Source organism: Kitasatospora sp. NPDC091257 (assembly GCF_044757675.1).
Lineage (GTDB): Bacteria > Actinomycetota > Actinomycetes > Streptomycetales > Streptomycetaceae > Kitasatospora > Kitasatospora lactacystinica.
Genome location: NZ_JBIVVI010000011.1, coordinates 1 through 21,399, shown reverse-complemented (window position 1 = coordinate 21,399; position 21,399 = coordinate 1). Strand labels below are relative to the sequence as shown.

20 protein-coding genes and 2 pseudogenes are annotated in these 21,399 nt (G+C 74.1%); 13 read left to right on the top strand and 9 right to left on the bottom strand.

Annotated features, from left to right (window positions below; translation table 11 throughout):
- The coding region (locus ACIQOV_RS01165) for a 2-thiouracil desulfurase family protein (RefSeq protein ID WP_401043458.1) at positions 1 to 168 on the bottom strand (168 nt) is incomplete at its 3' end.
- A 57-nt stretch (positions 169 to 225) separates the two neighbouring features.
- Between ACIQOV_RS01165 and ACIQOV_RS01160 the strand changes: the two are divergent.
- From ACIQOV_RS01160 to hemQ, 3 genes and pseudogenes are all read left to right on the top strand, one after another.
- Positions 226 to 572: pseudogene (locus ACIQOV_RS01160) on the top strand (hypothetical protein).
- A gap of 34 nt (positions 573 to 606) precedes the next feature.
- Positions 607 to 2,037: a protoporphyrinogen oxidase gene (hemG, locus tag ACIQOV_RS01155; protein ID WP_401043450.1), complete on the top strand. Its 1,431-nt coding sequence runs from the start codon at positions 607 to 609 to the stop codon at positions 2,035 to 2,037.
- The gene (gene hemQ, locus ACIQOV_RS01150) at positions 2,034 to 2,753 is read left to right on the top strand and encodes a hydrogen peroxide-dependent heme synthase (protein ID WP_359914362.1); all 720 of its coding nucleotides are present in this window, start codon (positions 2,034 to 2,036) and stop codon (positions 2,751 to 2,753) included. The genes hemG and hemQ overlap by 4 nt, the downstream gene beginning before the upstream one ends.
- A 60-nt stretch (positions 2,754 to 2,813) precedes the next feature.
- On the opposite strand, the gene ACIQOV_RS01145 is transcribed toward hemQ, so the two are convergent.
- The 4 genes and pseudogenes from ACIQOV_RS01145 to ACIQOV_RS01130 form a co-directional block, all read right to left on the bottom strand.
- A complete protein-coding gene (locus tag ACIQOV_RS01145; RefSeq protein WP_401043447.1) occupies positions 2,814 to 3,428 on the bottom strand; it encodes a hypothetical protein in 615 nt (204 codons plus the stop codon).
- 44 nt (positions 3,429 to 3,472) lie between these two features.
- Positions 3,473 to 4,255 carry a TIGR04222 domain-containing membrane protein gene (locus ACIQOV_RS01140; RefSeq protein WP_401043444.1) on the bottom strand — a complete coding sequence of 261 codons (783 nt, stop codon included), beginning with the start codon at positions 4,253 to 4,255 and terminating at the stop codon, positions 3,473 to 3,475.
- Between the two features lie 92 nt (positions 4,256 to 4,347).
- Positions 4,348 to 5,430 (bottom strand): TIGR04222 domain-containing membrane protein, encoded by a 1,083-nt coding sequence (locus ACIQOV_RS01135; protein ID WP_401043442.1) that lies wholly within the window; start codon positions 5,428 to 5,430, stop codon positions 4,348 to 4,350.
- 74 nt (positions 5,431 to 5,504) lie between these two features.
- Positions 5,505 to 6,853 (bottom strand): annotated as a pseudogene (locus tag ACIQOV_RS01130) (DUF692 domain-containing protein).
- A 326-nt stretch (positions 6,854 to 7,179) separates the two neighbouring features.
- Between ACIQOV_RS01130 and ACIQOV_RS01125 the strand changes: the two are divergent.
- The 7 genes from ACIQOV_RS01125 (at position 7,180) to ACIQOV_RS01095 (ending at position 14,021) form a co-directional block, all read left to right on the top strand.
- The gene (locus ACIQOV_RS01125) at positions 7,180 to 8,139 is read left to right on the top strand and encodes a GNAT family N-acetyltransferase (protein ID WP_401043439.1); all 960 of its coding nucleotides are present in this window, start codon (positions 7,180 to 7,182) and stop codon (positions 8,137 to 8,139) included.
- 208 nt (positions 8,140 to 8,347) lie between these two features.
- Positions 8,348 to 9,358 carry an MBL fold metallo-hydrolase gene (locus ACIQOV_RS01120; protein ID WP_401043437.1) on the top strand — a complete coding sequence of 337 codons (1,011 nt, stop codon included), beginning with the start codon at positions 8,348 to 8,350 and terminating at the stop codon, positions 9,356 to 9,358.
- Positions 9,359 to 9,445: 87 nt separating this feature from the next.
- The gene (locus ACIQOV_RS01115; protein WP_401043435.1) at positions 9,446 to 11,395 is read left to right on the top strand and encodes an ATP-binding protein; all 1,950 of its coding nucleotides are present in this window, start codon (positions 9,446 to 9,448) and stop codon (positions 11,393 to 11,395) included.
- Positions 11,392 to 11,823, top strand: coding sequence for a roadblock/LC7 domain-containing protein (locus ACIQOV_RS01110; protein WP_387685596.1), 432 nt, complete (start codon positions 11,392 to 11,394; stop codon positions 11,821 to 11,823). Before ACIQOV_RS01115 ends, ACIQOV_RS01110 begins: the two co-directional genes overlap by 4 nt.
- A complete protein-coding gene (locus ACIQOV_RS01105; protein ID WP_401043431.1) occupies positions 11,820 to 12,173 on the top strand; it encodes a DUF742 domain-containing protein in 354 nt (117 codons plus the stop codon). Before ACIQOV_RS01110 ends, ACIQOV_RS01105 begins: the two co-directional genes overlap by 4 nt.
- 70 nt (positions 12,174 to 12,243) lie before the next feature.
- Positions 12,244 to 12,831 (top strand): GTP-binding protein, encoded by a 588-nt coding sequence (locus tag ACIQOV_RS01100; protein WP_401043455.1) that lies wholly within the window; start codon positions 12,244 to 12,246, stop codon positions 12,829 to 12,831.
- Complete coding sequence (locus ACIQOV_RS01095) at positions 12,828 to 14,021, top strand: cytochrome P450 (protein WP_401043428.1); 1,194 nt, start codon at positions 12,828 to 12,830, stop codon at positions 14,019 to 14,021. The genes ACIQOV_RS01100 and ACIQOV_RS01095 overlap by 4 nt, the downstream gene beginning before the upstream one ends.
- A gap of 121 nt (positions 14,022 to 14,142) precedes the next feature.
- On the opposite strand, the gene msrB is transcribed toward ACIQOV_RS01095, so the two are convergent.
- The 4 genes from msrB to ACIQOV_RS01075 all read right to left on the bottom strand — a co-directional run bounded on the left by msrB (position 14,143) and on the right by ACIQOV_RS01075 (position 17,426).
- Positions 14,143 to 14,553: a peptide-methionine (R)-S-oxide reductase MsrB gene (msrB, locus tag ACIQOV_RS01090; RefSeq protein WP_401043425.1), complete on the bottom strand. Its 411-nt coding sequence runs from the start codon at positions 14,551 to 14,553 to the stop codon at positions 14,143 to 14,145.
- Between the two features lie 36 nt (positions 14,554 to 14,589).
- On the bottom strand, positions 14,590 to 15,999 hold the full coding sequence (gene murC, locus ACIQOV_RS01085) for a UDP-N-acetylmuramate--L-alanine ligase (RefSeq protein ID WP_380359016.1): 1,410 nt from the start codon (positions 15,997 to 15,999) through the stop codon (positions 14,590 to 14,592).
- Between the two features lie 122 nt (positions 16,000 to 16,121).
- Positions 16,122 to 16,583 carry an indole-3-glycerol phosphate synthase gene (locus tag ACIQOV_RS01080; RefSeq protein WP_359915318.1) on the bottom strand — a complete coding sequence of 154 codons (462 nt, stop codon included), beginning with the start codon at positions 16,581 to 16,583 and terminating at the stop codon, positions 16,122 to 16,124.
- A 51-nt stretch (positions 16,584 to 16,634) separates the two neighbouring features.
- The gene (locus ACIQOV_RS01075) at positions 16,635 to 17,426 is read right to left on the bottom strand and encodes a pyrimidine reductase family protein (protein WP_401043422.1); all 792 of its coding nucleotides are present in this window, start codon (positions 17,424 to 17,426) and stop codon (positions 16,635 to 16,637) included.
- 126 nt (positions 17,427 to 17,552) lie between these two features.
- On the opposite strand from ACIQOV_RS01075, the gene zapE reads away from it, so the two are divergent.
- The 3 genes from zapE (at position 17,553) to uvrB (ending at position 21,218) form a co-directional block, all read left to right on the top strand.
- Entirely contained in the window at positions 17,553 to 18,599 is a 1,047-nt protein-coding gene (zapE, locus tag ACIQOV_RS01070; RefSeq protein WP_401043453.1) for a cell division protein ZapE, read from the top strand.
- A 256-nt stretch (positions 18,600 to 18,855) separates the two neighbouring features.
- The gene (locus ACIQOV_RS01065) at positions 18,856 to 19,083 is read left to right on the top strand and encodes a hypothetical protein (RefSeq protein ID WP_401043420.1); all 228 of its coding nucleotides are present in this window, start codon (positions 18,856 to 18,858) and stop codon (positions 19,081 to 19,083) included.
- Positions 19,084 to 19,127: 44 nt separating this feature from the next.
- Positions 19,128 to 21,218: an excinuclease ABC subunit UvrB gene (gene uvrB, locus ACIQOV_RS01060; RefSeq protein WP_401043417.1), complete on the top strand. Its 2,091-nt coding sequence runs from the start codon at positions 19,128 to 19,130 to the stop codon at positions 21,216 to 21,218.
- Positions 21,219 to 21,399: the final 181 nt, after the last annotated feature.

The window sequence follows — 21,399 nt, the reverse complement described above, 5'->3', positions numbered from 1 at the left end:
GGGCGTCCTCGCCGATCCGGGTGAGCAGGTCGTCCAGGGCGAGGAAGGCTTCCCCTCCGGGCACACCACCACGGCCCGCCCCCGCTCGACCAGCCGCACGGCGTCGTCGGAGGTCTTCGCCCGCCCGTCGTACCGACAGGGGATCCCGGCCAGACACGCACTCACCATGATCGGTTCCATGCGAAGCAGCCTACGGGACATGGCATTTCCGATGATGTGACACCCATGGACGAGCTGCCGGAATGGATGAGTCCGCCGCAGGCCGAGGGCTGGTACGCCGAGGACCTCGACCACCTGCCCGACGCGCCCAAGCACATCGAGCTGATCGACGGCGCACTGGTCTTCCGGGGCCGGAGCACCGCGATCGCGGCGTCAAGTTCCGCAAGTACGCCGAGGCCGGAATCCCGCACTACTGGATCGTCGAGGAGGAGGACGACGGCCTGCCGGTCGTGCACGTCTACGAGCCGGACCAGGTGACCGCTTCGTACGCACCCGCCGGAATCCTCCGCGGCAGACTGGAACGCCCGGTGCCGTTCCCGATCGCGATCGACCTCCGGCGTGCAGGGGAATGAGGGTCCGGCGTAAAGACCTGCGAGACTGCGGGGCATGTCGGATGCACAGGTCGTCGTCGTCGGTGGTGGGATCGCGGGGCTGGCCGCGGCCGCTTTCCTGAGCGGTGCCGCCGGGGTGGCCGCGCGGGCGCGGGTCACGCTGCTGGAGGCGTCCGGGCGGATCGGCGGGAAGCTGTGGGGCGGAGAGGTCGGCGGGGTCCGGGTGGACCTCGGGGCCGAGTCGGTGCTGGCCCGGCGGCCGGAGGCGGTGGACCTGGCACGGGCGGTCGGGCTCGGCGAGGAGCTGGAGCCGCCGACCACCGCGAAGGCCGCGATCTGGACCCGCGGCGCGCTGCGGCCGCTGCCCGGCGGGCAGGTGATGGGCGTCCCCGGTGACCTGGAGGCGCTGGCCGCCTCCGGCGTGCTGACCGACGAGGGGCTGGAGCGGGCCCGGAACGAGCGGCCCGGCGAGATCGGCGAGGACGTCGCGATCGGCCGCTACGTCGCCGACCGGCTGGGCCAGGAGGTCGTGGACCGGCTGGTCGAGCCGCTGCTCGGCGGCGTCTACGCCGGCCGCGCCGAGGAGATCTCGCTGCGCGCCGCCGTCCCGCAGCTGCTGTCGATCGCGCGCGGCGGCGGCTCGCTGGTCGAGGGGGTGCACGAGCTGGCCTCCCGGCCGAAGGTGGCCGGCACCCCGGTGTTCCAGGGCCTGCGCGGCGGCCTCGGCACCCTGCCCGGCGCGGTCGCCGCGGCCTGCGTCAAGGCGGGGGTGGACCTGCGCACCGACGCCCCGGTGGACGAGCTGCGCCGCACCCCCGACGGCTGGCGGGTGGTGGCCGGCGGCGAGGTGCTGCACGCGGACGCCGTGGTGCTGGCCGTCCCGGCCCCCGTCGCGGCCCGACTGCTGCGCGAGGACGCCCCGGCGGCCGCCACCGACCTGGACGCCGTCGAGTACGCGGGCATGGCCCTGGTGACCCTGGCCTTCCGCCGCGCCGACCTGGCCGAGCCGCCCGGCGGCAGCGGCTTCCTGGTGCCGCCGGTGGACGGGCGGCGGATCAAGGCCTCGACCTTCTCCTCCAACAAGTGGGGCTGGCTGGAGCGTTCCGCGCCGGACGCGTTCCTGCTGCGCACCTCGCTGGGCCGGTACCGCGAGGAGGAGGCGCTGGGGCTGCCGGACGAGGAGCTGGTGGCGCGCTCGCTGGCGGACCTGGAGGAGGCGATCGGGCTGACCGCCCGGCCGTACGACACCTTCGTCTCCCGCTTCACGGCCGGTCTGCCGCAGTACCCGGTGGGGCACCTGGACCGGGTGGCCCGGGTGCGGGCCCAGGTGGCGCGGGTGGGCGCGCTGGCGCTGTGCGGCGCCGCGTACGACGGGGTGGGCATTCCGGCGTGCATCGGTTCGGCGGCCGCCGCGGCGGCCGCCGTCGACAGACTGTTGACCCCGGCGACCGGGGAAGGCTCCACGGAGAGGACAATGGGCGCATGACTGAGAGCGTTGAGCGGGAGCAGCAGCCCGAGAAGAAGAAGGCGCGCGACCTGAACCAGGTCATCCGCTACACGATGTGGTCGGTGTTCAAGCTCAAGGGCGCCCTGCCCGAGGACCGCACCGCGCTGGCCGCCGAGGTGGACGAGCTGTTCGCCCAGCTGGCCGCCAAGGACGTGACCGTGCGCGGCACGTACGACGTCTCCGGTCTGCGCGCGGACGCCGACATCCTGGTCTGGTGGCACGCCGCCGACTCGGACGACCTCCAGGAGGCGTACAACCGCTTCCGCCGCACCGGCCTCGGCCGGCTGCTGGAGCCGGTCTGGTCGAACATGGCGCTGCACCGCCCGGCCGAGTTCAACAAGTCGCACATCCCGGCCTTCCTGGCCGACGAGCGCCCGCGCGACTACGTCTGCGTGTACCCGTTCGTCCGCTCCTACGAGTGGTACCTGCTGCCGGACGCCGAGCGGCGCGCGATGCTCGCCGAGCACGGCCAGATGGCGCGCGGCTACCCGGACGTGCGGGCCAACACGGTGGCCTCGTTCGCGCTCGGCGACTACGAGTGGCTGCTCGCCTTCGAAGCGGACGAGCTGCACCGGATCGTCGACCTGATGCGCGATCTGCGCCCCTCCCGGGCCCGGCTGCACGTCCGCGAGGAGGTGCCGTTCTTCACCGGTCGGCGCAAGCCGGTCAGCGAGCTGCTGAACGGCCTGGTCTGACGGTTCCCGCGGTTCCTCCCGGAGGCCGGTTCCCCGACGGGGAGCCGGCCTCCGGCGTCGCTACGGGCGCGCCCCGGCGAACTCGCGCAGCACGGAGGTGTAGTGGTCGCCGAGGTCGACCCGGGTGACGTCCTCGAAACGGAACTTCGTCGGCTCCGGGTACCAGCGCGCCTCGGGGTCGACCTCGTGCAGCCGCAGCGAGGCGGGCCGCAGCGCGGTGACCGTACCGACCCAGCAGGCGCCGGGGTCGCGGCGCTCGGTGTGCAGGGCGATCAGACCGTACTCGGCGCAGGCGGCGGTGAGCAGGCCGGGCAGGTCGTCCAGCGGCAGGTCGGTGCCGGGCGGGCGGACCGGCCACAGACCGCGGCGGCGCAGCACCCGTACGGTCAGGCTCTCGGGGCCGCCCCGGTCGCGGACCTTGTGCAGGTCGGCGGTGCGGACGGCGCTCCAGCCGTCGAGGCGGTGGTCGGTGCAGATGGCGAGCAGGGTCCAGACCGGGCCGGTGCCGAGGACGAAGCCCTCCAGCCGGTCCGCGCCCGGGATGGAGCGGCGCAGCCGGACCGGGCGGCCCTCGAAGCGGGCGCGCTCCAGCGTCGCGAGGCCCTTCCGGCCGAGGGCCGGCGAGTCCGGGGCGCGGTCGGCGGGGCCCCGCTCGGCGGGGTCGGGTGTGTCCATGGGTGGGAGTCTGCCCTGGTCGCAGCGGTCGGTGCAGCCGGTTTTCAGGTCCGGTGCGGGCGCAGGGCGGCGCGGAGCCGGGCGTCGGGCAGGACGGCCGGGCCGTTCATGGCGACGGCGGTGAGCAGTTCGCGCTCCTCGTCGTCGGCCAGGCCGCGCTGGCGGGTCGGACGGACCTCGCGCAGGACCTCCTGGCCGATCGGGGAGGCCCAGCGGGTGTACGGGTAGACGTCCACCCGGGCCATCAGCAGGGTGCCCGAGGTGAGCGCCACCGGCAGGGAGAACCAGGCGAGCGGGGCGAGGGTGTCACCCCCGGTGAAGCCGCCGAGGGCCAGCGAGGCGGCCAGCAGGACCAGCGTCAGCAGCAGCGCGTGCCGGACCTGCCGGACCACCACCACGGTGTTGCGCTGCACCAGGGCCGGGGTGGCCAGGCCCGCCAGGGTGAGCCGGGCGCCGATCTCCAGCACGGTGGGGTGCTCGGCCATCGCCCGGCGCAGCTCGTCGGTCCGGCACTGGACCTCGGGGCCGACGGTGGCGATGACCGCCCGCTCCAGGCGGCTGCGGCCCCTGGGGTCGACCACGGTGGTCCAGCCGGTGTGCGCCAGGTGCAGCCGCCCGCGGCCGGTCATCAGGACGAGGGCGAGTTCGACCACCCGGTCCGGGCCGCCGGCCAGGTAGGCGGTCTCGTACAGGCCGATGCCGACGGCTTCGGGGGGCCGCAGGCCGGCCTGGTCGGCCAGGGCGTCGGCGGTGGCGGTCATCCGGACCAGTCGGAGGCAGGACAGGACCGCCGCGACACAGGCCGGTATGAGGAACAGCAACCACATGGGCTTGTTGTATGCCTGCGTCGACGGCGGGCGGAACGTCTTCCCGGTCCGCGATACCGAACTGTGACGTCCGGCGGCGCGCCCGGAGGGTCTCAGGAGCCGCAGCCGCCGCCGCCACAGCTCGACCCGCAGCTGGAGGAGGACGAGGATCCGCAGCTGGAGGAGGACCCGCAGCTGGACGAGGAGGATCCGCAGCTGGACGAGGAGGATCCGCAGCTGGACGAGCCGCAGCCGGAGCCGGAGGAACCGAAGTCGGAGGACCCGCACCAGGCCGCGGAGCCGCCGTCGGTGCCGGAGGAACCGGAGGAGCACGAGGAGGCCGACGACGAGGACGAGGACGACGAGGACGACGAGGAGGCGTTCGCGGCGACCGCCTGCCGTACGGCCTCCTCCTCGGCCGACGCGGTCAGCATCGCGGCCTCCAGCTCCGGGTTGTCCAGCCCGGCGGCGGCCAGGCCGCCGAGCGCGAGCGCGCCCAGCAGCGCGCCGCCGGCCAGCCGGGGCGGCATCCCGGCGTTGGGCTTCCACGGGGTGCCCTGCATCAGGGAGAGCTGGCGCTGCCCGGCCGGGGTGATCCTGCCCTTGACCGGCGCGGTGGCGAGCAGCGCGGTGAGGCCCCCGAACAGCAGGAGGCCCGGGACCCAGAGGTTCGGGCGGTCGTGGCCGGCGGCGCCGTCGTCGAGCAGCAGGGAGGCCACCGCGGAGGCCACCACGAGCAGCAGCGCGAGCCAGAGCAGCCGACGGGCGGTGCGGGCCCGCCGCAGCCGCTCGGGGCGGCGCAGCAGGCCGCGGTCGGCGAGCCGGTCACCGATCTCCTGGACGGCGGCGGAGCGCATCACGGTGTGGCGCAGCGAGCCGAGTTGACGGCTGCCGGTCGGACCGACCGCGTCCTGGACCGCCTTGTCGACGGCGTCGTACGGCTTGGAGCCGGTGAGCGTGACCAGACCGGAGCGGCTGATCACGACCTGCTCGCTCATGTGCATCCGGACCACGGCGGTGTCGAACACCCGCCCCGGCCCGCCGGACAGGAACGCGGTGTCGAGCAGCGGCAGACCGCGGCCGGGCAGGCCCTTGGCGTAGCGGACCCGGCCGATGTGCTGCCGGGTCCGGGCGGCGTACAGGGCGGCGGCCGCCAGCAGGACGGCCGGGACGATGAAGTAGCTGTTGTGCCACATGGGCTGTTCCCCCGAGGTGGTGACAGTGCGTCAGGATCAGGTGTCGCCGGGTTCGCCGGCGGCCCGGCCGCCGGCTAGCGGCGCGGGGCCGGGCGCAGGGCCCGGCGCAGGCGCGCGAGCGGGCCCGGCGGCCGTACGGGTGCCGGGTGGAGCCACTGCTCCAGGGCCCGGCGGTGGTCGTCGGCGAGCGGGCCGCCGTCGGTGAGCACCCACTGCGCGAAGGCCCGGGCGTCGGCCCGGTAGCCGCCGGTCTGCGGGTGGGAGCGGGCGTAGCCGAGGAAGAGCGGCCCGTACTGCGCCCCGAGCGCCCGGGGCAGGTCCGGGGCGACCTTGGCGGTGGTGTCCCGCCGCTTGGCGGCCAGGCCGGTGGACTGGGCGCGGACCTGCCGCTCGTCGAAGCCGGGCGGGACGGGCCCGCCGGCCACCAGGGCGGCCAGTAGCTCCTCCTGGCGCCGGGCCAGGCGCCGCCGGGCGGCGGCGAGGTCCTGCTCGGCGGGGCCCGGGCCGGCGGGGTCGTGGTCGGTGGTGAGACGCGGGTCGGTGTTCTCCCGCGCCGTTCTGGTCAGGTCGCTCATCGCCGGGTGCTCCCCTCCAGCACCCGGCGGATGGCGTCCAGTTCACCGGCCAGTTCGCTGGGCGGCGGGAAGTTGGCGTCCCGCTCCAGCAGCACCCCGGGCGGGGCGACCCGCGCGCAGAGTTCGGCCAGCACCTCCAGCACCGGTTCGGTGACGGGGTGGGCGTGGGTGTCGTGCCAGACGCCGTCGATCAGGGTGCCGCCCGCGACGTGGACGTAGGCGAGCGCCTCCAGCGGCAGGCGGTCGAGCTCGGCGGCCGGGTCGATGCCGAGGTTGACCCGGTTGGTGTGCAGGTTGGCGACGTCGATCAGGAGCCGGACGCCGGTGCGCTCGACGAGCTCGGCGAGGAACTGGCCCTCGGTGAACTCGTCGTCCGGCCAGGCGAGCTGGGCGGCGATGTTCTCCAGGGCGAGCGGCACCGGCAGGTGGTCCTGGGCGATCCGGACGTTCTCGGCGATCACCCGCAGCGAGTCCCGGGTCCGGGGGACGGGCAGCAGGTGGCCGGCCTCCAGACCGCCGGCCCGGACGAACGCCAGGTGCTCGCTGACCAGCGGGGAGTCGAGTGCCAGCGCGGCCTCGGCGAGCCGGTCGAGGCGGCCGGGGTCGGGCAGGTCGGCGCCGCCGAGGCCGAGGCCGACGCCGTGCGGGACGACGGTGACGCCGCGTCCGCGCAGCACGGTCAGGGACTCGGGCAGGTGGTCGGCGCAGATGTTCTCGGCGACCACCTCGACCCAGTCCAGGCCGGTCCGGCTCTCGACCACGGTGTCGATCTCGCTGCGCCAGCCGAGGCCGACGCCCAGACGGGGCGCGGCCTCCCGGGGCGCGGCCTCCCGGCGCGCGGTTCCCAGGGGTGCGGCTCCTCGGCTCGCGGTGGCGGAGGCAGGCAGTTCCAGGGCAGGGGAAATCATCGGTTCGCCCCCTTCGGAGGGCCGGGTGGGAGGGCCGTCGAGCGGTGCGGGCGTCGTCGCCGGAACCGCGCGGCCGTGCTGCTGAGAATGTCCCCGGGCGGGGTGGCTGCCAAGCCTCGCCCGGTCTTCTCAGAGCATTATTTGAGCATGTCGTGCCGGCCGTGAGGGACTTTGGTCCCGAGCCCGGGCCGTCCGCGCAGGTGGGGCGCCCTTCCGGCGGGAAAACCGGAGGCGCCGGACGGGCCTGCGGGCTAGCGTGGGAATCCATGACTTCCTCGAATTCCTCCTCCGTGACGATCCGTGACTTCCACCCCGAGGACGCCGTGGCCGTGGCCGCGGCCCACCGGGCCGGGCGCGAACACCTGGTGCTCTCCGCCGAGACGCTGGTCTGGTTGAACGCCCAGCCCAGCCCCGAGGAGCACTTCCGCACCTTCGTCGCCGAACTGGACGGCCGGGTGGTCGGCGCGGTGCGCTGCGGGGTGGTGCTCGGGACGACGACCACGGGTGTCGGCTACGCCAACGGCAGCGTGCTGCCGGAGTACCGGCGGCGCGGCGCGGCCACCGCCCTGCTGGCCGCGGCCGAGCGGCACCTGACCGGGCACGGCGTGACGGAGCTGCACACCTGGCTGGACGACGAGCCCGCCTCGCAGGTCTTCGCCACCGCCCGGGGCTACCGGATCGGGCGCACCATGCAGTTCGCCGGACGGGACCTCGCGCTGCCGCTGCCGCCCGCTCCCGTACGGCCGGCCGGTGTCGAGGTGCGCCCGGCCGCCGACTGGGCGGACGACCCGTACCCGGTGTTCCTGGTCGAGGCGGACGCGATCCTGGACGAGCCCGGCAGCGAGGTGCCGATGGACGCCCTCACGTACGAGGACTGGCTGCGCAACGACTGGGCCAGGCCGGACCGGGACGCGGCGCTGAGCGTCGTCGCCGTGGTGGACGGCCGGCCGGCCGCCTTCAGCATGGCGCAGACCGACGGCGTGGACCGCTACTGGTCCGCGTTCACCGCCTGCCGCCGGGAGTTCCGCGGCCGGGGGCTGAGCAAGCTGGCCAAGCTGGAGTCGCTGCGGCTCGCCGCGGCGGCCGGCTACCGGCACGCGTACACCAGCAACGACACGACCAACGGGCCGATGCTGGCGATCAACGCCTGGCTCGGCTACGAACGCTGTGCGGGGGAGCGCAAGGGGATCAAGCAGCTGGAGCGGTCGGCGGAGCAGGAGATCTGACGCTCCCCCGGACCGATCCCCGGCCCGGCCCGGACCGATCCCCGGCCCGGTACGGACCCAACCGGGGCCCGGGCCGGGCCACTTCGGCCAGATGTGGTCCAGACCACGTGGGACGAATCGGGACAGCTCGGGTTTCTTCGGGCGCGAAGTGGCTTGAACTGTAATGGTTTTGCTCCACTCCTGTCACGACATGGGCATAATCGCGCACATGACGATCAGCCGTGCGAACGTGAGCGCGATTGCCGAGGACCTGTACGTGTGGCTCCCGCCGAAGCGGGGCTGGGGCCTGGCCAACTGCGGGCTGCTGGCCTCGGAGGCCACCGCGCTCTGGATCGACACGCCGTACGACCCCTCGATGGCCGGGGAGTTCCTCGCCGCGAGCCGGCGGCTGCTGCCGGACGGGGTCGGGATCGACCGAGTGGTCGTCACCCACGCCAACGGGGACCACCTGTGGGGCGCCGGGGTGCTGCCGGACGCCGAGGTGATCGCCACCCGCGAGGCGCTGGAACACATCCACTGGGAGCCCACCCCGCAGCAGCAGCACGCGCTGGTCGTCAACAGCGACCCGCAGTCGCCGCTCGGCGGCTACCTGAGGGAGCACTTCGGGCAGTTCGACTGGTCCGGCACCGCGCCGGTGCGCCCCGACACCGTCTTCACCGGCGAGCTGGAGCTGACCGTCGGCCGCTACCCGGTGCGGATCACCAGCCTGCCCGCCGCCCACACGGGTGGGGACCTCATGGTCCACCTCCCGCACCAGCGCGCGGTCTTCACCGGCGACGTGATCTTCTCCTCGACGCCCGAGCAGCCCGGCGACCACCCCTCGCACTGGGCCGGACCGCTGGAGAACGTCATCGGCGCCTGCGAGCAGGCACTCGCCACCGGCGCGGAGATCTTCGTGCCCGGCCACGGCCCGGTGCTCGACCGCGACGGCGTCCGGGAGCACATCGGCTACCTCTCCTACGTCCGCGAGCGCGCCCACGCCCTGCACGCCGCCGGCATACCCGCGCTGGACGCCGCCCGGCGGGTGATCGCCGAACAGCGCCACCCCGAACTCGGCCTGCCCGAGCGCCTGGTGCTCACCCTCGCGGCCGAGTACCGGCACCTGGACGGCTCCGCGGCCCCCGGCGCCCTGGAGGCCATGGGCCAGGTCGCCCTGGTGGCCCGGGAACTGGCCGAGGACGCCGCCCGCTCCCCGCGCCCGCACGCCGTCGGGAACTGACCCCACCCGCGCTCCCAGAACGCGCCCCTCCCGGCAGGCCCGGCCGCACCACCCGGTCCCACCCGCAAGCACCCCCCGAGGACTTCGATGACGCAGATCGCGCTGATCGTCCTGGCGCTGGTCGCCGCCGTGGCCGCGGCCGTGCTCGCCCGCGGCCGGGCCGGGGCCGTCGCCCGGGCGACGGCCGCCGAGACCGCGCTCGGCCGGAACGAGGAGCGCACCCGGGCCGCCGAGGGCAGGCTCGCCCGCGCCGAGCAGCAGCAGCGCGAGGCGCAGGAGGCCGCCCGATGCTCCGCCGAGGAGGCCCAGCGGGCGCAGGAGCGCACCCGCGCCGCCGAGGACAGCGTCCGCGAGGCGCAGGAAGCGGCCCGGCACGCGCAGGACACCGTCCGGGACGCCCTGCAGCAGGGCGCCGCCGCGACCGACCGGGCCGAGCGGGCCGAGAGCGCGCTCGCCGCCGCCGAGGCGCGGGCGACCGCGCTGCTCGCCGAGATCGGCCACCTCGCCCAGGAGCGGATCGCCGCCACCGCCGTACGGCTCACCCACGGCAACGCCCCACTGGTCGGCCCACTGGACCCGCAGGCCGTCGGCCCCGAGGCGGTCCGGGCGCTGCAGGCCGTCCTGGACGCCGCGCACGCCGCCCTCGCCGACGAGCGCGAGCGGGTGGACGCCGCCGCCCGCGCCGCCATGCGCGGCGCCACCTCCCGGATCCAGACCCTGCTGTACCAGATCCAGAGCCTGGTCCAGCAGCTCCAGCACGAGCACGACGACCCCCGGCTGCTGGAGGTCGACTTCCGCAACGAGGTCGCGCTGCGCCGGATCCAGACCATCGCGGTGCTCTGCGAGGCCTGGCCGGGCCTGGCCCGCACCGACTCGCCGCTCGCCGAGGTGGTCGTCGGCGCGCTCTCCCGGGTGCCCGGCTACGCCCGGATCAAGGTCGCCAACCACCTGCGCGAGCAGCGCCTCGCCGTGGTCGCCCGGGCCGCCGAGCCGATCGCCGTCACCATCGCCGAGCTGCTCGCCAACGCCACCGCCTACTCCCACCCGGAGACCGACGTCCCGGTCACCGTCCAGCAGGGCGGCCGCGGCGCGCTGGTGATCATCGACGACAGCGGCATCGGCATGGACGAGGACCAGCTGCGCCGCGCCCGCCGGCTGCTGGCCGGCCCGCCCGACATGCTGCTCACCGAGCTCGGCAACCCGCCCAAGACCGGCTTCGCGGTGATCGGGAAGCTGGCCCGCCAGTACGGCTTCTCCTGTCACGTCGAGCCCTCGCCGTACGGCGGCATGCGGACCATCCTGCGCATCCCGGCCGCGCTGGTGACCGTCGTGGACGACGAGCAGCCGCTGTCGGTGCTCACCCCGCTGCCGCTGCGGGCCGGCGCCGGGCCGGCCCCGGCGCCCACCGTCGCGGCCGTCCCGCCGATGCGCGACGCGGACGAGCAGGACGGCCCGCAGCTCGCCGACCGCCACAACCAGCCGGGCCCGCACCCGGCCCCGACCATCCGGGTGGTGCCCGATCCGGTGGCGTCCGATCCGGTCGCGGACGGCCGGGCGGTCGGCCGGACGGACGGCGCGACGGCAGGGGGTGACGAGCCGGCCGGCGATGCGCCGGTCGGCGCCACCCCGAAGGACGGCGCGACGGCCGGTGCGCCCGCGGCGGACGCACCCGTGGCCGACGACGGCACCGGCCTGCCCACCCGGCGGCGCCGCCGTCCGCTGGCCGCCGAGCAGCCGCCCGGCGCGAGGCCCGTCCCCGTTCGCGCCGCGGCGTCCGACCGCGCCCCGGTATCCGACCGCGCCCCGGCGTCCGACCGCACCCCCGAGCAGGCCGCCGCCCACTGGCAGGCGCTGCAGCAGGGCACCGACTCCGGCCGGGCCGCCGTGGCCCGGGCCGCCCGCGAGGAGACCGGCGCCACCGGCACCCCCGCCGCCCCCGGCGGCACCACCGTCGGCCACGACCCCGGCGACACCACCGTCGGCCACGATCCCGGTGACCAGAGCACCGGTCAGACCTTAGAAGGAGCCGAGCAGTGAGCAGCACGCCCAGCCCGACCACCACCGACGAGATCTCGTGGGTGCTGACCCCGTTGCTGGAGCTGCCGGGGGTGCTGCACGCGGTCATCGCCACCGGGGACGGCCTGGTCGAGGGCGCCTCGGGCGGCCTGGAGCGCGCCTCGGCCGAGCGGGTCGCCGCGATGACCGCCACCGTGCACGCCGCCGCCCGGGCCTTCACCGCCGCGTTCACCGACGCCGAGCGCCCCAGGCTGGCCCAGACCGTGGTGGAGTCCGACCTCGGCTACGCCATCGTGGTGCCCGCCGGGGAGAACACCTCGCTCGCCGTGTTCACCTCGCCGGACGCCCAACTCGGCAACGTGGCCTACCAGATGCAGCTGCAGGTCGCCGCCCTCGGTCGCGCGCTCGCGAGCCCGACCCGGCGGCAGGACGACGACGGCCGGTCATGACCGCCGCCCCCCGCAGGCGGATGGTGCCCGCCTACCTGGCCACCGGCGGCCGCAGCCGCCCCGGCACCAAGGGCTTCGAGCGGCTGACCGTGCTGTTCGCCGACCGCGCCGACCCGCCGGCCGCGCTCGAACCCGAACACCGCCGGCTCTGGGAACTGCTGCGCCCCGGCGCGCTGACCGTGGTGGAGGCCGCCGCGCACCTGCGCCTGCCGGTCAGTGCCACCGTCTTCCTCGCGGCCGATCTGGTCGAGTCGGGCTGCCTGCGCGCCCGCGCACCGATCCCGCGCGCCCAGCAGACCGACCGCTCCATCGTCGAGAGGCTCCTCGTTGGACTCCGTGCGCTCCGGTGACCCGGCCGCCCGGCCGGACCCGGAAGACCAGAGCCGGGTGGGCTACCTGCCCGACCGGGACCAGACGCTGATGAAGCTGGTGGTGGCCGGCCCGTTCGGGGTCGGCAAGACCACCCTCATCCGCACTCTCTCGGAGATCGCCACCCTGCACACCGAGGAGGCGATGACCGAGACCGGCCGCCCGGTGGACGACCTGGCCGGCCTGCCCGAGAAGGCCACCACCACCGTCGCCGTCGACTTCGGCCGGCTCACCCTGCCCGGCAACGTCGTGCTCTACCTGTTCGGCACCCCCGGCCAGCGCCGCTTCTTCCCGCTCTGGCAGGACATCGCCCGCGGCGCCGTGGGCGCCCTGGTGCTCGCCGACACCCGCCGGCTGGCCGACTCCTTCGAGATCATGGACATGGTCGAGGAACAGGGCCTGCCGTACGCCGTCGCCGTCAACCGCTTCCCGGACGCACCGGAGCACGCGGTCGAGGTGCTGCGCACCCACCTGGACCTGCACGCCGCGACCCCGTTGCTGCTCTGCGACGCCCGCGAGCGCGACAGCAGCCTGGACGCGCTGATCGCGCTGGCCGAGCACGTCCTGGACGCCCTGCCCGCCGCCCCCGCCACCTCGGACTCCGCCACCGCGGACCCCGCCACCCCGGAGCAGCCGTGACCGTCGAGTCCCGCCCGACCCCGATCCACGGCCCGGTCTTCGCCGCCGACCCCCAGCTGGTCTACGAGCGGCTGCGGCGGCACGGCGCGGTCGCCCCGGTCGAGGTCGCGCCCGGCGTCGAGGCCCTGCTGGTCACCGACTACCAGGCCGCACTGGACCTGCTGCGCGACACCGACACCTTCTCCAAGGACTCCCGGGCCTGGCAGCGCACCGTCCCGCCGGACTCCCCGCTGCTGCCGGTGCTCGGCTACCGCCCGACCGCGCTGTTCAGCGACGGCGAGACCCACGCGCGCTACCGGGCGGTGATCACCGACGCCCTCGCACTGTTCGAACCGCACCGGCTCCAGCGCCAGGTCGCCGAGACCGCGCACCGGCTGATCGACCGCTTCGCCGCCGTCGGGCACGCCGACCTGATCGCCGAGTACGCCCGCCGGCTGCCCGCCTTCGCGCTCACCACCTGGTTCGGCGTGCCGCCGGAGCAGCGCGAGGAGGTGGTGGACGCGATCACCGGGCTGATCGAGTCCACCGCGCGGGCGGGCGCCTCGTACGGGAAGCTCCTGGCGGTGGTCACCGCGATGGTCGCCGAGCGCCGCGCGCGGCCCCGGCACGACCTCACCTCGATGTACGTCACCCACCCGGTCGGGCTGGACGACGACGAGGTGATCCGGCAGATCACCCTGACCCTGATCGCCGGGCACGAGCCGACCACCAACCTGATCGGCAACGCCCTGCTGCGCCTGCTCACCGACGCCCGCTACGCCGGCTCGCTGTTCGGCGGGGCGATGACCGCCCACCAGGCGATCGACGAGGTGCTCTGGCACGAGCCGCCGATGGCCAACCTCTCGGCCCACTACCCGCGGTACGACATCACCTTCCACGGCCGCGAGATCAAGGCGGGCACGCTGGTCCTGGTCTCGTACGCGGCCGCCAACTCCCAGGCCGCGCCGCCCACCGACGACGGCGGGCTGCGCAGCGGGGAGAGCGCCCATCTGGCCTGGGCGGCCGGCCCGCACGCCTGCCCGGCCCGGGACCCGGCCCTGCTGATCGCGATCACCGCCATCGAGCAGCTGGGCAGCCGCCTCAGCGACCTCGAACTCTCCACCCCCGCCGAGGACCTGCTCTGGCGCCCGGGCCCGTTCCACCGGGCGCTGATGCACCTTCCGGTCCGCTTCGCACCGGTCGAGGGGTAGGCCCGGACACGCACGCCCGGACAGCACGCGGGCCCGGGACAGCACGCACGCCCGGGCACGCAGGCCCGCACGGCAGGAGGCCCGGACACCGTACGTGTCCGGGCCTCCTGCCGTTCGTCGCTCAGCCCTGCTCGGCCGGCTTCAGCGTCAGCGAGACGCTGTTGATGCAGTACCGCTGGTCCGTCGGCGTGCCGTAGCCCTCGCCCTCGAAGACGTGCCCGAGGTGCCCGCCGCAGCGGGCGCAGCGCACCTCGACCCGGCGCATGCCGAGCGAGGTGTCCTCGATGTACTGGACCCGGTCCCCGGCCAGCGGCGCGTAGTAGGACGGCCAGCCGCAGTGGCTGTCGAACTTGGTCTCGGAGCTGAACAGTTCGGCCCCGCAGGCCCGGCAGCCGTAGACGCCGACCGTCTTGGTGTCGGTGTACTCACCGGTGAACGGGCGCTCGGTGCCCGCCTCGCGGAGCACGTGGTACTCCTCGGGGCTGAGCTCGGCGCGCCACTCGGCCTCGGTCTTCTCGATCTCGTAGCTCATCACGGCTCCCGGTCGCGGCGTACGTGCGTGCGTGTGTCAGACGTTGGAAGCAACGTTCGCGAGGTGCTGAAGGATTTCCGGGCCCAGGTTGGTGACGTCCCCGGCGCCCATGGTGAGCAGCAGGTCGCCCGGGCGGGCGAGGCCGGCCAGCACGGCGGGAGCGGCGGCGAAGGAGTGCTCGGCGGCGACCTCGGCGCCGGCCCGGCGGGCGGCGTCGACGATCAGCTCGCTGGTCACGCCGGGGATCGGGTCCTCGCGGGCCGGGTAGATGTCCAGCACCACGGAGGCGTCGGCCAGCGCCAGGGCCCGGCCCATCTCCTCGGAGAGCTGCTGGGTGCGGCTGAACAGGTGCGGCTGGAAGACCACCAGCACCCGGCCACCGCCGGTCAGGCCCTCGCGGATCGCCTCCAGGTCGGCGGCCATCTCGGTGGGGTGGTGGGCGTAGGAGTCGATCACCTGGACGCCGGCGGCCTCGCCCTTGAGCTGGAGGCGGCGGCGCACGCCGGTGTAGGCGCCGAGCGCCTTGGCCAGGTCGGCGGCCGGGACGCCCAGCGCGACGCCGGCGGCCAGCGCGGCCACCGCGTTGTGGGCGTAGTGCCGGCCGGGCACCGAGACGGTGAAGGCCAGCTCGACGCCGTCCAGCAGCACGGTCACCTCGCTGGTCATGCCGCGGGCGACCACCGACAGCACCCGCAGGTCGGCGTCCTCGGCGGAGCCGACCGTCACCACGTTCAGGCCCTCGCGTCCGGCCACCCGGGAGGTGAGCTCGCGGGCGCCGTCGTGGTCGGCCGAGACCACCAGGGTGCCGCCGGGGACGATCCGGCCGACGAAGGTCTCGAAGGACTCGTAGATCTCCTCGATCGACGCGTAGTTGGCGTGGTGGTCCAGCTCCACGTTGAGCACGATCGCCACCTCCGGCGCGTACTTGTGGAAGCTGCGGTCGCTCTCGTCCGCCTCGGCGACGAAGATCTCGCCGGTGCCGTGGTGGGCGTTGGAGCCGGGCGCGTCGAGGTCGCCGCCGATCGCGTAGGACGGGTCCAGGCCCAGCTCGCCGAGGGCGACGGCGAGCATGCTGGTGGTGGTGGTCTTGCCGTGGGTGCCGGCCACCGCCAGTGCTCGCCGGCCGCCCATCAGCGCGGCCAGCGCGTCGGAGCGGTGCACCACCGGAATGCCGCGCTCGTGGGCGACGGCCAGCTCCGGGTTGTCGGCGCGGATCGCGCTGGAGACGACCACGCTGCTGGTGCCGTCCGGCACGTGCTCGGCGGCGTGGCCGACGTGCACGGTGGCACCGAGGGCACGCAGCGCGAGGACGGTCTCGGACTCCTTGGAGTCGCTGCCGGAGACGCTGGCCCCGCGCACGGCGAGGATCTTCGCCAGGCCGGACATCCCGGCGCCGCCGATGCCGATGAAGTGCGGGGCGTGCAGGTCGTGCGCGGCGTCGTTCAAGGCGTGGCTCCGTAGGGGCGGGGGCAGACAGGGCGGGCGGACGGGACGGGAGGACGGAATCGTCCTCGCGGGCGGACCGCAAGGACGATTCTGCACCACCGCCGCGCCGGGCCAGGAGTCGCTCAGGAGTCGCTGGCGAACAGCCTGAGCACCGGGACCCCCACCTTGTGCCGGGCCTGGGAGGCCCAGTCGCGATGGAAGAACTCCTCCACGAAGTGCGGGGAGGTGAGCACCACCACCTCGTCCGCCCGCTGCTCCTCGACGACCGCGCGCAGCCGCTCCAGGGGCCTCTCCTCGACCAGCTCGCCCACCGCCCCGGCCCCGGCCGTGCGCAGGTGGCGCAGGCTGTGCTCCAGCGACTCGGTGGCCACCGTCGGCGCGTTCCCGGACTCGTCGTGCTCGTGGACCACCTTGTCGAGGTGGCCGAGGGCGACGTCGTCGAGCGCCCGCAGCAGTTCGTCCTGCCTGCCGCGCGGCTGCATCAGGACGACGAAGGACACCTCCTCCTCGCCGTGGAGCGTGGTGACGAGTTCCACGTCCGCGTCGGAGAGAGCCTTTTCGATCATCAGTACCGTCTTGAACACGTGAGTCCCTTCCAGTGGCCGGCCCCCGGGCCCCGGCATCGCATAACGGGATCACGATCGGGGGGTCACGGGGTCATCCGAACCCAGGTGACGCAGGTAGCGAGTGAAGAGGAATCCTTTCTGCTCGATCAATGAGACCAGCTCCATCCGCTGCACGTCCGGCATTCCGGCATCGTGGAGGATGCGCGGCGCGTCGCCGCCGGTGAGCAGCGGGGCCAGCGACAGGCACAGCTCGTCCAGCAGACCGGCCGCCGCGAACTGCCCCAGCAGACGCGGGCCGCCCTCGGTCAGCAGCCGGGTCCAGCCCCGCTCGGCCAGGGCCGCCACGCCCGCCCGCAGGTCCACCGAACCCGTGCCCGCGAGCACCAGGTCGGCCACCTCGGCCACCGCCCGACGACGCTCCGCATCGGCGTCCCCGGTGGTGATCACCACCGTCCTGACCAGCGGTTCGGTGAACAGCGGCGCGGTCAGGTCCAGCCGCAGCGAGCGGCTCACCACGGCGATCACCGGGGCGGGCGCCTGGCCCGCCGCCGCCCGGGCCGCCGCGAACTCCCGGCGCGCCCGGGCCGGCCGGTAGCCCTCGGCGCGGACCGTCTCCGCGCCCACCACTACCACGTCCGACAGGGCCCGCAGCACCCCGAAGATCCGCTTGTCCGCGTCGCCGGAGAGGCCCTCCGAGAGCCCGTCCAGCCTGGCCCCGCCGTCCAGGCCGGACACCATGTTGGCGCGCAGCCAGGGGCGCCCCTGATTCACCTGTTCGGGGTACGCGTAGACGGCGGCGAGCGATTCCAGTGCGGCCGGATCCGCGGGCCGGCCGCCCAGCGGGCTGATCAACTGTTGCATGATCCCAGTCTTCCACCGCGGGCCGTGCTCCGTCCGGGGCCGCGGGTCGTTCGGACGGCGTACGGGGCAGGCGTACCCTCTACTGATGTGCCCGCAGCCTCCCACTCCGCAACCGCGAACGAGCCGATAGCCGCCGCACCCGTGTCCGGCTCCCCGATCGCGCTCACCTCCCGCCGTCCCGTCGTGCCCGCCGAGCGGCTGGTCGCCGAGATGGTCCCGCCGCCCCGGTTCGCCGACGTGAGCTTCGGGACGTACATCCCGGACCCGACCCAGCCGAGCCAGTACGAGGCCGTCCAGGTCCTGGAGCAGTTCGCGGCCACCCTCGGCGGAGGAAACGGTTCGCCGCCCAAGCGCAGCTGGTTCCGCCGCTCCGCCCCCGCGCCCACCGGCCCCGCCGGGGTCTACCTCGACGGCGGCTACGGCGTCGGCAAGACCCACCTGCTCGCCTCGCTCTGGCACGCCGCCCCCGGCCCCAAGGCCTTCGGCACCTTCGTCGAGCTGACCAACCTGGTCGGCGCGCTCGGCTTCCAGCAGGCCGTGCGGACCCTCTCCGGGCACACGCTGCTCTGCATCGACGAGTTCGAGCTGGACGACCCGGGCGACACCGTGCTGGTCTCCACCCTGCTCGGCCGGTTGGTCGAGAACGGCGTGAAGCTGTGCGCCACCTCGAACACCCTGCCGGAGAAGCTCGGCGAGGGCCGCTTCGCCGCCGCCGACTTCCTGCGCGAGATCCAGGGCCTGTCCGCGCACTTCCGCCCGATGCGGATCGACGGCCAGGACTACCGCCACCGCGGCCTGCCGGACGCCCCGCCGCCGTACTCCGACGAGGCCGTCGGAGACGTCGCGGACCGCACCCCCGGCGCCTCGCTGGACGACTTCGACGCCCTGCTCGCCCACCTCTCCGCCGTCCACCCCAGCCGCTACGGCGCGCTGCTGGACGACGTCACCGCGGTCTGCCTGCGCGGCGTCAAGCAGGTCGACGACCAGTCCACCGCGCTGCGCCTGGTCGTCCTCGCCGACCGCATGTACGACCGCGAGCTGCCGATCACCGCCTCCGGCCTGCCCTTCGACCAGGTCTTCCCGGAGGAGATGCTGCGCGGCGGCTACCGCAAGAAGTACCTGCGCGCCATCTCCCGCCTGGTCGCCCTCGCCCGGGACAGCGCCAAGGCCTGACCCGTGACCCTCCCCCTCGCCCGGCAGTTGTTCCCACTGCCGGGCGAAGGGGAGAGGCACGACCGGTGACGAGTCCCGGGCGGGCTACGGGATCGAGATCGAGCCCGAGGCGCGCGTATGGCTCCAGAACTGCCCGACCGCCGAGTACCGGGCTGCCGAACGCGCCGCCGACCGCCTCGCCGAGGACGGTGAGGCGCTGTCGTTGCCGTTGGCGAGCCACCTGGGCGGCCCGCTGCGGGAGCTGCGGATCGGGTCCATGCGCATCACACACTGGCTCGTGCCGGCGGAGCACCGGGAGAGCGAGGAGTGCCGCGCGGCCGGGCGGCGGATGGTGCTGGCCGAGGAGACCGTCGGGGGCATCGAGGAGAGCGGGGTCGATCCGGCCCTTCCGCTGACCGAGCGACTCGCCGCCGCCTTCGACTCCGTCGTGCGGATCGACCCCGCCCGGGAGCCGGCCATGAGCTTCGAGGCCCACGCGGCCTGATCGAACCGGCCTCGCTTGTCAGTGGTGGGTCGTACCGTTGAGTGGTGCGTCCCATCACGAGTATTGAGCGGTCCGTGGCGCCCTTCGAGGTCGTCAGTCCCTTCCAGCCGAACGGCGACCAGCCGGCGGCGATCGCCGAGCTGGAACGGCGGATCAGGGGAGGGGAGAAGGACGTCGTACTGCTCGGTGCCACCGGCACCGGCAAGTCGGCCACCACGGCCTGGATGATCGAGAAGCTGCAGCGGCCCACCCTGGTGATGGCGCCGAACAAGACGCTGGCCGCGCAGCTGGCCAACGAGTTCCGCGAGCTGCTGCCGAACAACGCCGTCGAGTACTTCGTCTCGTACTACGACTACTACCAGCCCGAGGCGTACGTCCCGCAGACGGACACCTACATCGAGAAGGACTCCTCGATCAACGAGGAGGTCGAGCGGCTGCGCCACTCGGCGACCAACTCGCTGCTCACCCGCCGGGACGTCATCGTGGTCGCCTCGGTCTCCTGCATCTACGGCCTCGGCACCCCGCAGGAGTACGTCGACCGGATGGTGCGGCTCAAGATCGGCCAGGAGATCGACCGGGACGACCTGCTGCGCCGCTTCGTCGACATCCAGTACGCCCGCAACGACGTGGCCTTCACCCGCGGCACCTTCCGGGTCCGCGGCGACACCATCGAGATCTTCCCGGTCTACGAGGAGCTCGCCGTCCGGATCGAGATGTTCGGCGACGAGATCGAGGCGCTGTACACCCTGCACCCGCTCACCGGCGAGATCATCAGCCAGGACGAATCCGTCCACGTCTTCCCCGCCTCGCACTACGTGGCCGGCCCCGAGCGCATGGAGCGCGCGATCACCGGCATCGAGAAGGAGCTGGAGGGGACGCTCGCCCGGCTGGAGAAGCAGGGCAAGCTGCTGGAGGCCCAGCGGCTGCGGATGCGCACCACCTACGACATCGAGATGCTGCGCCAGATCGGCACCTGCTCGGGCGTCGAGAACTACTCGATGCACTTCGACGGCCGTGAGCCCGGCTCCCCGCCGAACACCCTGCTCGACTACTTCCCGGAGGACTTCCTCCTGGTCATCGACGAGTCGCACGTCACGGTCCCGCAGATCGGCGCGATGTACGAGGGCGACGCCTCGCGCAAGCGCACCCTGGTCGAGCACGGCTTCCGGCTGCCCTCCGCGATGGACAACCGCCCGCTGAAGTGGGAGGAGTTCCTGGAGCGGATCGGCCAGACCGTCTACCTGTCGGCGACGCCCGGCCCGTACGAGCTGTCGCGCGGGGACGGCCAGGTCGAGCAGATCATCCGCCCGACCGGCCTGATCGACCCCGAGGTGATCGTCAAGCCGACCGAGGGCCAGATCGACGACCTGGTGCACGAGGTCCGTCAGCGGGTGGAGCGGGACGAGCGCGTCCTGGTCACCACGCTGACCAAGAAGATGGCCGAGGACCTCACCGACTACATGCTCGGCCTGGACATCCGGGTCCGGTACCTGCACAGCGACGTGGACACGCTGCGCCGGGTGGAGCTGCTGCGGGAGCTGCGGGCGGGCCGGTACGACGTGCTGGTCGGCATCAACCTGCTGCGCGAGGGCCTGGACCTGCCCGAGGTGTCGCTGGTGGCGATCCTGGACGCGGACAAGGAGGGCTTCCTGCGCTCCGGCACCTCGCTGATCCAGACGATCGGCCGTGCCGCCCGCAACGTCTCCGGCCAGGTCCACATGTACGCGGACAGGATCACTCCCTCGATGGAGAAGGCCATCGACGAGACCAACCGCCGCCGGGCCGTGCAGCAGGCCTACAACAAGGAGCACGGGATCGACCCGCAGCCGCTGCGCAAGAAGATCGGCGACATCCTGGACACCCTCGCCCGCGAGGACGTGGACACCGACGAGCTGCTCTCCACGGGCTACCGCAACCAGGGCAAGGGCAAGGCCCCGGTGCCGTCGCTGGGCGCGGAGCGCAAGCCGGCCAAGTCCCTGCCCGCCGCCGAACTGGCGGACCTCATCCAGGAGATGACCGACCGGATGCACACGGCCGCCGCCGACCTCCAGTTCGAGGTCGCGGCCCGGCTGCGCGACGAGGTCAAGGAGCTGAAGAAGGAACTGCGGCAGATGCGCGAGGCGGGTGTGGCGTAGGCGGCCCGCGCGAGCGCGCCCGCGTGGTGACCGGGCTTGGCCGGAATGACACCGGTCAAGCCCGCGGGTGTCTCAGGCTTGCCACAAACGGGGAAACCCGGGGGAGGGCGGGGTGCCGCAGGGCCTAGGCTGGCCTGCGGCATCGTGCCCTCGGGACGGGGTTGCGGGCCGTACGCAGAGG

What these genes read in the sequence shown, in the direction of transcription:
- ACIQOV_RS01135 (WP_401043442.1), bottom strand. Translation starts at nt 5,430, where the DNA reads ATGTGGCACAACAGCTACTTCATCGTCCCGGCCGTCCTGCTGGCGGCC.
- ACIQOV_RS01125 (WP_401043439.1), top strand. Translation starts at nt 7,180, where the DNA reads ATGACTTCCTCGAATTCCTCCTCCGTGACGATCCGTGACTTCCACCCC.
- ACIQOV_RS01065 (WP_401043420.1), top strand. Translation starts at nt 18,856, where the DNA reads ATGCGCATCACACACTGGCTCGTGCCGGCGGAGCACCGGGAGAGCGAG.
- ACIQOV_RS01105 (WP_401043431.1), top strand. Translation starts at nt 11,820, where the DNA reads ATGACCGCCGCCCCCCGCAGGCGGATGGTGCCCGCCTACCTGGCCACC.
- hemG (WP_401043450.1), top strand. Translation starts at nt 607, where the DNA reads ATGTCGGATGCACAGGTCGTCGTCGTCGGTGGTGGGATCGCGGGGCTG.
- msrB (WP_401043425.1), bottom strand. Translation starts at nt 14,553, where the DNA reads ATGAGCTACGAGATCGAGAAGACCGAGGCCGAGTGGCGCGCCGAGCTC.
- ACIQOV_RS01140 (WP_401043444.1), bottom strand. Translation starts at nt 4,255, where the DNA reads ATGTGGTTGCTGTTCCTCATACCGGCCTGTGTCGCGGCGGTCCTGTCC.
- ACIQOV_RS01075 (WP_401043422.1), bottom strand. Translation starts at nt 17,426, where the DNA reads ATGCAACAGTTGATCAGCCCGCTGGGCGGCCGGCCCGCGGATCCGGCC.
- ACIQOV_RS01100 (WP_401043455.1), top strand. Translation starts at nt 12,244, where the DNA reads ATGAAGCTGGTGGTGGCCGGCCCGTTCGGGGTCGGCAAGACCACCCTC.
- ACIQOV_RS01145 (WP_401043447.1), bottom strand. Translation starts at nt 3,428, where the DNA reads ATGGACACACCCGACCCCGCCGAGCGGGGCCCCGCCGACCGCGCCCCG.
- ACIQOV_RS01120 (WP_401043437.1), top strand. Translation starts at nt 8,348, where the DNA reads ATGACGATCAGCCGTGCGAACGTGAGCGCGATTGCCGAGGACCTGTAC.
- ACIQOV_RS01115 (WP_401043435.1), top strand. Translation starts at nt 9,446, where the DNA reads ATGACGCAGATCGCGCTGATCGTCCTGGCGCTGGTCGCCGCCGTGGCC.
- hemQ (WP_359914362.1), top strand. Translation starts at nt 2,034, where the DNA reads ATGACTGAGAGCGTTGAGCGGGAGCAGCAGCCCGAGAAGAAGAAGGCG.